Genomic DNA, 12,958 nt, shown 5'->3' on the forward strand with positions numbered 1-12,958 from the left:
TTAAAATCATTCTTAATGAAAAAAGTTGTAATTTTGATAGAGTGAAAAAGCTGATTTCTATATTGTTATTAACATTGTATTTGGTTTCTACAACCGAACTGTATCAGCTTTTGAAAATGCCTCTGCTCATTGAGCATTATATTCAGCATAAAGACCTGAATCCTGAAATGTCACTTACTGCATTTCTGAAAACCCATTACGATCATCCTGTGAAAGACAGTGACCATGATCAGGACCAGAGATTGCCTTTTGTATCACATGCAAGCCTGCTGTCTGTGGTTTTTACTGTTAATCCTTCCTTAGATTTTCATTGTATTGAGAAGGTATTTACTCCTATTGAAATCAAGAAGACTTTTTACAAAAGTGCGCTTTACAATAAGGAAATTCTTAATTCTATCTGGCAGCCGCCAAGATTTCGTCAATCTTAATCTATTTTTCTCAGTCATTTTTTGATTGGGAGGGTATTCTGTTTTTTTTAATAAGTATCTGTATGTAATACGGATGCATGGATCTATGCATCAGAATACCGGAAATTTTATCACGATAATTAAGATTAATTAATCATAATATGCTTACAAAAATCATTGAGTTTTCTGTAAAGAATAAACTCATAATTGCATTGTTGGTATTGGGACTCATTGGTGTGGGATCTTATCAGGTAACCCAGCTGCCAATAGATGCGGTACCCGATATTACCAACAATCAGGTACAGGTTATTACCACTGCTCCATCTTTTGGTGCAACAGATATAGAACGGCTTGTTACTTTTCCTATAGAGCAGGCCAACAATAATATTTCAGGATTAAAAGAGATCAGAAGTTTCTCCAGATTTGGGCTTTCCCTGGTTACCATTGTCTTTGAAGATGATGTAGACATCTATTGGGCAAGGCAGCAGGTTGCCGAAAGACTTCAGCAGATACAGGCGGTTATTCCGCAGGGAATTGGAAATCCACAGCTTGGACCTATTTCCACGGGGCTCGGCGAAATTTTCCAGTATGTAGTGAGGCCTGAAAAAGGATATGAAAAAAAATACAATATCACAGAACTCCGCACCATTCAGGACTGGATTGTAAGAAGACAGCTTTTGGGAGTAAAGGGAGTGGCAGAGGTGAGCAGCTTCGGAGGCAAGCTGAAACAATATGAAATTGCTGTAAATCCGGACAGGCTTAATGCCTATGGAATAACAATCAATGACGTATTTGATGCATTGCAGGCCAACAATCAGAATACCGGAGGTGCTTATATTGAGAAAGGGCCTACTGTTCTATACATCAGGAGTGAAGGGTTAGTAGGAAGTATTGAAGAAATCAATAATATTTCTATTGCGACAAAAACAAACGATGTACCGCTGTTTATACGGGATATTGCTGAGGTAAAGCCGGGGTTTGCAACCCGTTATGGAGCGATGACCTTTAATGACCAGGGAGAAGTATCAGGAGCTGTAGTAATGATGCTCAAAGGCGAGAACAGTAATCAGGTCATAAAAAATGTAAAGGAAAAAATTGCCCAGGTTCAGAAATCGTTGCCGAAAGGAGTGGTGATAGAGCCTTTTCTGGACAGAACCAAAATGGTGAACAACGCCATCGGAACAGTAGAAAAAAACCTTACGGAAGGAGCTTTGATTGTAGTCTTTGTACTGGTTTTATTTCTGGGGAATATAAGAGCAGGTTTGCTGGTTGCCTCTGTTATTCCTTTGGCGATGCTTTTTGCAATATGTATGATGAACCTCTTTGGAGTCAGTGGAAATCTGATGAGTCTTGGAGCCCTGGATTTCGGACTGATTATCGATGGAGCTGTGATTATTGTGGAATCTGTCTTACATCAGTTCAGTCATAATCCGAAGTTTAAAAAGATTTTCTCTGTCGGGAAATCAGAAATGGATACTGTGGTTATAGAATCTGCAGGAAAAATGATGAACAGTGCCGTTTTCGGACAGATTATCATTCTGATTGTCTATCTCCCGATCCTTACCCTGCAGGGAATCGAAGGCAAAATGTTTAAGCCTATGGCCCAGACCGTAGCTTTTGCACTGCTGGGAGCATTTTTGCTCTCACTGACCTATATTCCAATGATGAGCGCGTTATTGCTGAGAAAAAGAAGCGGTAAGCCTACATTATCAGACAGAATGATGAAAAAGGTAGAAAAGGTATATCTGGCAGTTTTGCTCAAACTTCTCAGAATGCCCAAAATAGTTTTTGGTACAGTGGCAGTCTTATTTATAACTGCTGTTTTCATTTTGTCCAAAATGGGTGGTGAATTTATTCCTTCCCTTGAAGAAGGTGATTTCGCCGTAGATACCAGAGTTTTACCTGGAAGTAACCTGACAACAACGATTGAAAGTACTCAAAAGGCGGCACACATTCTCAAATCCAGATTTCCCGAAGTGGAAAAAGTGGTCACAAAAATTGGTAGTGGGGAAGTTCCTACAGACCCGATGCCGATGGATGCTTCTGATATGATGGTTATTTTAAAGGATAAAAAAGAATGGACCTCTGCATCCACTTTCCCGGAGCTTGCTGATAAGATGGGTAAACAGCTGCAGGATGTACCGGGTATTACTGCCAGTTTTCAATATCCTGTACAGATGCGTTTTAATGAATTAATGACCGGAGCAAGACAGGATGTCGTGATCAAAATTTTTGGAGAAGACCTTGATGTACTTTCCCAAAATGCCCAGAAGCTCGGGAAAATTATAGAAACAGTAGAAGGAACCCAGAACCTTTACATAGAACCTGTTTCTGGAATGCCACAGGTTATTATAGAATACAACCGTCCTCTGATTGCTCAGTATCATTTATCCGTTTCAGATATCAACCGGGTGGTGAATACTGCATTTGCGGGACAAAGCACCGGACTGGTTTTTGAAGGTGAAAAACGCTTCGATATGGTCGTACGTCTGGACACCAAAGACCGGAAAAATGTGACCGATATTAAAAACCTTTTGGTTCCTACACCGTTTGGAAATCAGATTCCGCTGTCTCAGCTTGCCAGAGTGGAAGTGAAGAATGGTCCCAATCAGATTCAGAGGGAAAATGCCCAGCGAAGAATTGTTGTAGGTTTTAATATCAAAGGAAGGGATGTTCAGAGTATTGTAGAAGAACTTCAGCATAAGGTAGATCAGAAGATGAAACTTCCTACGGGATATTACATGACGTATGGAGGCTCGTTTGAAAATCTCAATAACGCCAAACAGCGCCTCATGATAGCAGTTCCCATTGCTCTGGCTCTTATTTTCGTCATGCTTTTCCTGGCCTTTAATTCTGTTAAAGAAAGTTTACTTATTTACACTGCGATTCCTCTTTCTATTATTGGCGGTGTATTTCTGATGGCGCTTAGAGGAATGCCTTTCAGCATCAGTGCGGGAGTGGGGTTTATTGCGCTCTTCGGAGTAGCAGTGCTAAACGGAATTGTGTTGATCTCAGAGTTTAACCGTCTTCACAAGAAAGGAATTAAAAATATTGTAAGAATCATTATTGATGGTGGAGAATCGAGGCTTCGGCCGGTGCTGATGACGGCCTTTGTCGCTTCACTGGGCTTTATTCCGATGGCTGTCAGCAACGGAGCGGGAGCAGAAGTACAGCGGCCTCTTGCAACGGTTGTTATTGGAGGGCTGATGGTGGCAACTTTTCTTACCTTATTTGTTTTACCATTATTGTATGTAACTATTGAAAAAGGATTTAAAAATGAAAGAAATAAAAAATAAAAAACAGATTTCCGCTCTGGCTCTTTTTGTATTCTTCGGTTTTGCGGAGCTGGTCAACTCTCAGACTCCCGTTACATTGCAGGATGCTGTTGATATTGCTTTGAAAAATAACAGAAATCTTAAAAATGAAAAATTAAAATCAGAATATACAAAAGCGCTTATCAGATCATCATCTGATATTCCTCAGACGGGAGTCACAGTAGATTATGGGCAGATCAACAGTGCTCTGACGGATATGAAATTCGGAATATCCCAGAATATAGCATTTCCGACCGTATATAAAAAGCAGAAGAACGTATATACCGAAGAATGGAAAAAATCTCTGCTGAATGTTTCTCTTAAAGAATATGAGCTAAAAAAAAGCGTGAGCCTTACCTTTTATAATATTCTGTATGGGAAACAAAAAGAAAAGCTTCTTCTGGAAACATTAAAGCTGTACACTGATTTTCTGGATAAGGCAAACATCCGTCTGAAAGCAGGAGAAAGTAATATTCTGGAAAAAACTACAGCTTCCAATCAGAAATCTTCCATTGAAATTCAGCTAAAGCAATTACGCCAGGAGCTTTCTGTGCTGGGATATCAGCTTCAGTGGCTTTTAAATGCAGAAACAGATTTTCTTCCTGAAGATCAGAAAATTTATCATGGAGGTCTTAAAGAGGAGCTTAGCTTACATCCGGCTATTAAAGTATTACAGCAACAGAAAAACATTTCAGAACAGCAGATTGCTCTTGAAAAGGCAAAAATGCTTCCCGGACTTCAGTTGGCCTACAACCTCAACAGTTTCAGAGGGATGGGTGCTGATGATAAAGTGTACAACGGGGCACCACAGTTTCATTCTGTACAGCTTGGGGTTTCGGTTCCTGTTTTTTCAGGCGGGCAGAAAGCCAGAATTCAGGCCGCAAAAATTGCTGAATCTGTTGTGGAAAGTGATATTGCCAACATGGAATTCAATCTGCAGAATCAGTACAGAAAGGCATCCGGGATTTATCAGGCTAACCTTGACATTGTTTCCCAATATGAGAACTCGGAATTGAAAAACGCCGATATCATCACTGAAACAGCTAAAAGACAGTTTCTTGCAGGCGAGATCAATTATCTGGAATTTGTCATCCTCATCAATCAGGCAGTTACTTTAAAAAGCAGCTACACCGATGCAGTCTGGAAACTTAATCAGAGTGCTATAGAGCTGGAATACCTTACTTTAAATCCATAACAATGAAACGTACATTTAAAATTATATCATATTCCCTGTCAATAATAGGATTGCTCATGTTTTATGAGTGTAAAGATCATGTAAAACAGGAACCGCCAGCTGCCAGTCCGAAAGATGAAAACGTTGTAACACTTACCGATGCTCAACTGAAAAATGCACCTGTAGTAACAACAGTACTTTCTCTACAGAAGATTTCCTCTGTTTTAAAACTTAACGGAATGATAGATGTACCGCCACAAAATCTGGTTTCTGTCAGTATTCCTTTAGGCGGATACTTGAAATCGAGCAGCCTGCTTCCGGGAAAACCGGTGTCAAAAGGGCAGGTGATTGCTGTGATAGAAAATCCGCAGTTTATCCAGCTTCAGCAGGATTATTTAATGGCAAAGTCTAAAAATCATTTTGCCCAGTTGGATTATAACCGCCAGAAAACCCTTAACCAAAGTCAGGCCACCAGCGATAAGGTGATGCAGCAGGCTCAGTCTGAAATGAACAGCCAGAAGATCCTGATGAACTCCCTGGCTCAGCAGCTCCGTCTTATCAATATCAATCCTGGATCTCTGAATTCGGGAAATATTCAGAAAAGTGTACCGGTTTACAGCAGTATCAATGGCTTTGTAAGCAAGGTCAACGTGAATATCGGTAAATATGTGAATCCTTCCGATGTTCTTTTTGAACTCATTAATCCGGATGATATTCATCTAAATCTTAAAGTATATGAAAAAGATCTGGCGAATCTGAAGAAGGGGCAGAGGTTTGCTGCCTATACCAATGCCGAACCTGATAAAAAATATTATGGAGAAATCCTGCTGATCAGCAAAGATGTAAACCCGGGCGGATGGGCTGAGGTACACTGTCATTTTGAAAAATATGACCAGAGCCTTGTACCGGGAATGTATATGAATGCCGAGATCGAGACCAATACTTCTTTTTCCAATGCTGTTCCTGAAGAGAGTATTGTCAATTTTGAAGGAAAAGACTTTGTTTTTGTTGAAGAAAAAAAGCAGGTCTATCGGTTAACACCTGTAATAGTAGGTGAAACAGAAAATGGATTTGTACAGATCATGAATGCTAATGATTTTAAGAATAAAAAAGTTGTCATCAGGAATGCATATACACTTCTTATGAAACTTAAGAACACTGCAGATGAATAAAAATTATAGTAAAATAAAAGAATTTATAAATAAATACAAATTATGAAAACATCATCTTTAATAAAAACAGGAGCAGGTTTTATAGTCCTGCTTCTGATTGTGATTCAGTTTTTTGATACTGATAAAAATATAGCGGCGGTTCCTTCAGAAAATGCTATTGAAAAACATTACCAGGTTCCGGATCATGTACAGGGATTATTAAAAACAAGCTGTTATGACTGTCATTCTAACACTACAGCTTATCCGTGGTACAATAACATACAGCCTGTAAAATGGTGGCTGGCAGATCATGTGAACTCAGGAAAAAGGCATCTCAATTTTGATGAATTTAACTGCTATTCAAAAGAAAAAAAATTAAAGAAACTTGATGAAGTTGCAGAAACCATAAGAGAAGGTGAAATGCCTCTTACCTCTTATACCTTTGTTCATCAGAATGCAAAGTTATCTGATACCCAAAAGTCCGAAATAGAACAATGGGTGAAAGAGGTGAAAAAGCAGATTGAATAGCAGGCTGTTAAAAAAACAGGAATAGTACCCTGATATAACAAAACAATCAGTAAATTTAATATCATATTCATTTCGTATGAATTACAATATACCGGAAGATTTGAAAGGGCTTACAGAATCTGAAGTAGCCGCTTCCAGAAAAAAATACGGATATAACCGCCTTGAATCGGTTAAGAAAGAATCTTGGGCAGACCTTCTTCTCAACATCCTGAAAGAGCCAATGCTGATTCTTCTTATATGTGTTTCCTTTATTTATGTGCTTACAGGAGATTATGGCGAGGCTTTATTTATGTTTGCTGCTATTGTTGGAGTTACCGCCATTTCTTTTTATCAGGATAACCGAAGCAAAAAGGCACTGGAAGAACTTGAAAAACTGAATGAACCCTTAAGCAAGGTGATCAGGGACTCAAAGATTATAGAGATTCCTACTTTTGAAATAGCAGTCGGAGACTTGTGCATTACCGAAGAAGGGAGCCTCATCAATGCAGATGGAAGAATTGTTCACAGCAACGATTTTTCTGTCAATGAGTCTTCCCTTACGGGCGAAAGTTTTTCTGTTTTCAAGGACAGCAAATCTGAAGATAATAAAGTCTATGGCGGAACAATTACGGTTTCCGGACTTGCGGTTTTTGAGGTTGAAAATATTGGAAAGGAAACTAAAGTAGGAAGAATAGGACAGTCTATTCTGGGTATAAAAACAGAAGCATCTCCGTTACAGATTCAGATCAGAAACTTTGTAAAGGGGATGGCTGTTATCGGGGTCATTATCTTTCTTGCGGTATGCATCTTCAGTTTTGTTAAAACAGGAGATTTTGTGACCAGTTTACTCAGCGGACTTACATTGGCAATGTCTGTACTTCCCGAAGAAATTCCTGTAGCTTTTACCACCTTTATGGCTTTGGGGGCATGGAAGCTGATGAGGGAAGGAATCATCATTAAAAGAAGCAGTATTGTAGAAACCCTGGGAAGCGTTTCTGTGATCTGTACAGATAAAACAGGTACGATTACAGAAAACTCCATGCAGTTGAAGCATCTTTATGATTACTGTTCCGACAGGATTTATGAAGAAGCAGAGTTTGGAGCAACAGAATTGCATGAGCTTATTGATTATTCGATGTGGAGCAGTGAACCTGTACCTTTTGATCCCATGGAAATAACGCTGCATAAGATCTATGAACAGACCCGGAAGCCAGATCAGAGAAAAGACTATCAATTGTTTCATGAATATCCGCTGGAAGGCAAACCACCGATGATGACCCATCTTTTTGAAAACGAACAGAAAAACCGGATTATTGCAGCTAAAGGAGCTCCGGAAGCTATCATCAGTGTTTCCAGTCTTTCAGAAGAAGAAAAAAACAAAATAAGAAAGCTAATTAAAGACTTTGGAGAGCAGGGATACAGGGTTCTTGGTGTTGCCAGATCTCATTTTGAAGGAAATGATTTTCCTGATCAGCAACAGGATTTTAAATTTGACTTTTTAGGATTGACCGTATTTTATGATCCTCCTAAAAAAGGAATAAAAGAAGTATTTAAGCATATTTACGATGCCGGTATTCAGGTAAAAGTCATTACAGGAGATAATGCAGATACTACAAAGGCTATTGCATTGCAGGCGGGAATTGAAAACAATGCTCCGGCTATTAACGGAAGTGAAATTACTACAAGTTCTGAAGAAGATTTATTAAAACTTTCTGAAAAAGCAACCCTGTTTACAAGAATGTTTCCGGAAGCGAAGCTTGAAGTTGTTAAAGCATTAAAAAAACAAGGTCATGTAGTGGCGATGCTTGGGGATGGCGTAAATGACGGACCTGCATTGAAAGCTGCTCATATCGGAGTGGCAATGGGAAATAAAGGAACTGAAATTGCTAAATCAGCCGCAGCTCTGGTCATTACCAATGATGATCTGGATAAACTTGTTACCGGTATAGCTGCCGGACGCAGAATCTATGCTAATATAAAGAAGGCCGTTCAGTATATCATTTCCATTCACATCCCAATTATACTTACTGTTTCCTTACCATTATTTCTGGGTTGGGTATTTCCACATATATTTACTCCGGTGCATGTAATCTTTCTTGAGCTGGTTATGGGACCTACATGTTCTATTGTATATGAGAATGAGCCTATGGAAAAAAATGCTATGCAAAGACCTCCGAGGGCACTAACAGATACATTTCTGAGCTGGAGAGAGCTTATGGTAAGTATTATCCAGGGATTGGTGATCACCGCAGGAATACTTTGGATATATCAATATTCTGTTGATCTCGGCAATGATGAGTTTAAAACAAGATCTTTGGTGTTCAGTACTTTGATATTTGCTAATATATTACTGAGTTTGGTAAACCGGTCTTTCTATTACAGTATTTTTGACAGTTTTAAAAATCGTAATTTTTTATTGGCAGGAATTTCTGTGCTGGTACTTGTATTATTGTTTGTTATTCTTTATGTAAAGCCGGTATCTGGATTCTTTAGTGTGAAAGCTCTTAGTATAAAAGAATTAGGAATGACATTGATTGTTGCTGTTATTTCGGTCTTGTGGTTCGAGGTTTATAAGTTGGTGAAGAGACATTTGGGAAGAAAATAAAAAAATCATTTGTAATAAAATATTTCATAATTTTGATTAGTGAAAAAGTTGATTTCCATATTGTTGTTATTTTTATATTTGGTTTCTACAACCGAATTGTATCAGCTTTTGAAAATCCCGGAACTGATTGAGCATTACATCGAGCATAAAGAATTGAACCCGGATATGACGCTTACAGCATTTCTGAGAACACACTATGATCATCCCGTTAAAGATGGTGATTATGGTAAAGATCAGAAATTACCCTTTATTATTCATACACCACCACTTGCATTGGTCTTTATCATTGGGAACATATTTCATTTTGAACTTAAGAATGATCAATTTAAACAAGTAAAGTCGAGGAAAATACCATCAAAAAATAACAACTTCTGTTATAAGGGGTTTCTAAGGACAGCCTGGGAACCACCAAGGTATTTATTTTCCTGATATTTTTTCAAAACCGGCTTTCATCTGTTGTCAGCCGTTATGTACTGTATGCCATGTTAGGTGTACATTATTCAACTTACTATAACAATCGTTATCCATTTTAAATAATGAAAACAATATTTTTAGCCATATTCATGGTTATAACTGCCGTTAGCATTAAGGCTCAGAACCGTTTAGATAATGCAAAAAAACAGGCCTTGGAAAATAAAGAACTTATTTTACTTAATTTTTCCGGTTCCGACTGGTGTATACCTTGTATAAAGCTCCATAAGAATATCATCGAAACCGATGAATTTAAAAAGCTGGAAACGGAAAATATTATCGTCTATGTCAATGCCGACTTTCCTAGAAATAAAAAAAATCAGCTTTCTGCCGATATGAAAAAGGAAAATGCAGGGCTTGCCGATCAATATAACCCAAAAGGACTTTTTCCTTATACTCTTCTGCTGGATCAGGATGGGAAAGTGCTGAAAAGCTGGGAAGGGCTGCCTGCTGAAAGCGCATTGGCTTTTAGTAAAGAAATAAGGGATATACAACAGCAAAGAAAATAAGAAAAAGATGCTTAGAGAATTCAGAAAGCCTCAAAGGCTGATGGGAAATGCTTTTGAAATTACTGTAGTAGACGAAAGTGAAAAAAATGCTTATTTGCATATAGATGCGGCGGTAGCAGAAATTCAAAGAATTGAAAACCTGCTGACTACTTTCAGTGAGAACAGCCAGACCAGCCTGATCAACAATAATGCAGGATTAGAACCTGTAAAGGTTGACAGGGAGGTTTTTGATCTGATTGAAAGAAGTGTTCGCATCAGCCGCATTACTGACGGATATTTTGATATTTCATACGGAGGAATAGATAAAGGTTTCTGGAATTTTGACCGTAATATGAAGCAGCTTCCTGATCCGAAGACTATTAAGGAGCATTTGAAACTGGTAAATTATGAGAATATTATTCTCAACTCCAGGGATCAGAGTGTTTTTCTTAAGGAGCAGGGGATGAGGATAGGTTTTGGTGGCATTGGAAAAGGGTATGCCGCTGAGATGGCGAAAAGAATGCTTCAAAAAAGAGGTGTGGAATCAGGAATTGTCAATGCTTCCGGTGATCTTACCGCATGGGGAGTGCAGAGTAACGGAAAGCCATGGACGATAGGAATTGCAGACCCGGATCATTCCGGACAACCTTTTTCTTACATGAATATTACAGATATGGCTGTGGCAACATCCGGTAATTATGAAAAATTTGTCATGATTGACGGCAAAAAGTATTCTCATACCATCAATCCCAAAACCGGAATGCCAGTTTCAGGAATTAAAAGCGTCACTATTTTCTGTCCTAATGCAGAAATAGCAGATGCCATAGCAACTCCTGTCGGTATTATGGGAATTAAAGCAGCATTGGATCTGGTGAATCAGATCCACCAGCTGGAATGTATCATTATAGATGATGACAATACTGTCTATTCGTCTCAAAACATTAATTTACAATGAAAAACAATATAAAAAAAATAAAAAAAGGTCTGGTAGCTGTTGCTATCATAAGCCTGATTAATTCCTGTACTGCTTTGAAAGAATATGAAAAAGGAAAGCTGAATGATGCTGAAATGGCATTGGGCAACAGGACTATAGAGAAAACAGAACTTAGTTTCCAATCTTACCGGGAAGGTTCTTCAGGAGCTAATTCCGGAAAAGTGGGAGGTGGATGTGGATGTAATTAATGAGTTGTTACAGTTTATAAAATTTAGAAGAATCTCACATGAAAAAAATTGTAATGAGTGTTTGGATCCTTTTTGGATTCATGACCTCTAAAGCTCAGGAAAATACCAATACAGCACTTTCAAAAAAATTAAGTTTTGATGAAGCCAATCTGGTATCCAGCTATTACCATCAGGACGGCAACAACTCTGCTGTGACAGGAGGTGTAGGATCGGAAAAGCTTAGTGATTTTTCCAATACAATTGACGTTACGATGGTAAAATATGACAATAAGCAGAGAAAAAATAAATTCAATCTTAGTGTTGGAGTAGATCATTATACGTCAGCTTCTTCCGATATGATTGATCTTAAAGCCAATTCTTCGGCTTCTCATGCGGATACAAGAATATATCCTTCGTTTCAGTGGAGCCGGGAGAATGAAAGTAAAGGAAGTACCATCTTCGGAGGACTCTCATTTTCTACAGAATTTGATTATCAGTCTTACGGGGCCAATATTGGTTTTGCCCAGAAAACAGCCAACAGGATGGGGGAGTTTACCGCCAAGTTTCAGACCTATCTTGATCAGGTAAAGCTGGTAACTCCTATAGAACTTCGTACAGGAAATTCAACAGGCAGAGAGCATGAAAACTATGGAACGAGCGGAAGAAATACTTTTGCATTGTCTTTAGCCTATTCTCAGATCATCAACCAGAATTTTCAGGTTGAATTTCTGACGGATGCTGTACAGCAGACCGGTTTTTTAAGTCTGCCTTTTCACAGGGTCTATTTCACAGATGGCTCTGTACATCAGGAAACACTTCCGGATAAGAGATTTAAACTTCCACTGGGAGTGCGTGCCAATTATTTTCTGGGAGACCGCTTTATCCTCAGAACCTATTACCGGTATTATACAGACAGCTGGGGCATCAGGTCAAATACATTCAATATTGAGACTCCGGTAAAAATATCTCCTTTTGTTTCAGTAAGTCCGTTCTATAGGTATTATTCACAGAAAGGGACAAAATATTTTGCGCCTTATGAACAGCATACAGCTTTTGATGATTATTATACGAGCAATTATGACCTTTCTACTTTTAAAAGTAATTTTTACGGAGCAGGAATACGGTTTAATCCTAAAAATGGATTGTTTGGAATAGAGCGTCTGAATATGTTGGAAATCAGGTATGGGCATTATACAAAATCTGTAGGAATGAGTTCAGATATTATTTCTCTGAATCTCAGATTCAAGTAGTAATAAAAATGTCTAAACTTTTTTAGAAAACTCTGGATCTTTGGATTAAAACGTGTAATCCTACCTATGTATATCGGATAAATATTTGATTATAAGTAAGTTGAGCGATTTCCATCAGATCTGCTATAAACGTGTTTGAAAACTGTATTTCTACGATTACATAAACGGACAAATCATTTTTTAATGGTCTGTCCGTTTTTATTTGCTTTAAATTTATTTTTTAGCGAATTAATTAGATCAGAATATCTGAAATATAAATTGTCAATTCTAAAAAATATTCATAATTGAGTACTTAAAGAAAACTGTTTAATTTGTCCACCACATTCTCCCAAAGACTGTCTTTTATATTTTTTTGAAAAAGCCGAAATGCTCAGTTTTTTTAATCCTAATTCTGAAGGGATCAGTTTGGTGAAAGTAATCTCTTCTTAAC

General features: G+C 38.2%; 9 protein-coding genes and 1 pseudogene. All 10 read left to right on the forward strand.

Annotated features, from left to right (window positions below):
• The first annotated feature begins 41 nt into the window (after window positions 1-41).
• Window positions 42-428, forward strand: a complete 387-nt coding sequence (locus BW946_RS01080; RefSeq protein WP_076594405.1) for a hypothetical protein — start codon at window positions 42-44, stop codon at window positions 426-428.
• A 140-nt stretch (window positions 429-568) separates the two neighbouring features.
• A pseudogene (locus BW946_RS01085) lies at window positions 569-4,916 on the forward strand (CusA/CzcA family heavy metal efflux RND transporter).
• A gap of 2 nt (window positions 4,917-4,918) precedes the next feature.
• Complete coding sequence (locus tag BW946_RS01090) at window positions 4,919-6,067, forward strand: efflux RND transporter periplasmic adaptor subunit (RefSeq protein WP_076594406.1); 1,149 nt, start codon at window positions 4,919-4,921, stop codon at window positions 6,065-6,067.
• A 42-nt stretch (window positions 6,068-6,109) separates the two neighbouring features.
• Entirely contained in the window at window positions 6,110-6,574 is a 465-nt protein-coding gene (locus BW946_RS01095) for a heme-binding domain-containing protein (RefSeq protein ID WP_076594407.1), read from the forward strand.
• A gap of 76 nt (window positions 6,575-6,650) precedes the next feature.
• Complete coding sequence (locus BW946_RS01100; RefSeq protein WP_076594408.1) at window positions 6,651-9,158, forward strand: cation-translocating P-type ATPase; 2,508 nt, start codon at window positions 6,651-6,653, stop codon at window positions 9,156-9,158.
• Between the two features lie 39 nt (window positions 9,159-9,197).
• Complete coding sequence (locus tag BW946_RS01105; protein ID WP_076594409.1) at window positions 9,198-9,587, forward strand: hypothetical protein; 390 nt, start codon at window positions 9,198-9,200, stop codon at window positions 9,585-9,587.
• A gap of 107 nt (window positions 9,588-9,694) precedes the next feature.
• Window positions 9,695-10,138, forward strand: coding sequence for a thioredoxin family protein (locus BW946_RS01110; protein WP_076594410.1), 444 nt, complete (start codon window positions 9,695-9,697; stop codon window positions 10,136-10,138).
• 7 nt (window positions 10,139-10,145) lie between these two features.
• Entirely contained in the window at window positions 10,146-11,072 is a 927-nt protein-coding gene (locus BW946_RS01115) for an FAD:protein FMN transferase (protein WP_076594411.1), read from the forward strand.
• Window positions 11,069-11,299 (forward strand): DUF4266 domain-containing protein, encoded by a 231-nt coding sequence (locus tag BW946_RS01120; RefSeq protein WP_076594412.1) that lies wholly within the window; start codon window positions 11,069-11,071, stop codon window positions 11,297-11,299. Before BW946_RS01115 ends, BW946_RS01120 begins: the two co-directional genes overlap by 4 nt.
• A gap of 38 nt (window positions 11,300-11,337) precedes the next feature.
• Entirely contained in the window at window positions 11,338-12,528 is a 1,191-nt protein-coding gene (locus BW946_RS01125; protein ID WP_076594413.1) for a DUF3570 domain-containing protein, read from the forward strand.
• The last annotated feature ends 430 nt before the right edge of the window (window positions 12,529-12,958 follow it).

The organism is Chryseobacterium sp. RU33C, assembly GCF_900156015.1.
Lineage (GTDB): Bacteria > Bacteroidota > Bacteroidia > Flavobacteriales > Weeksellaceae > Chryseobacterium > Chryseobacterium candidae.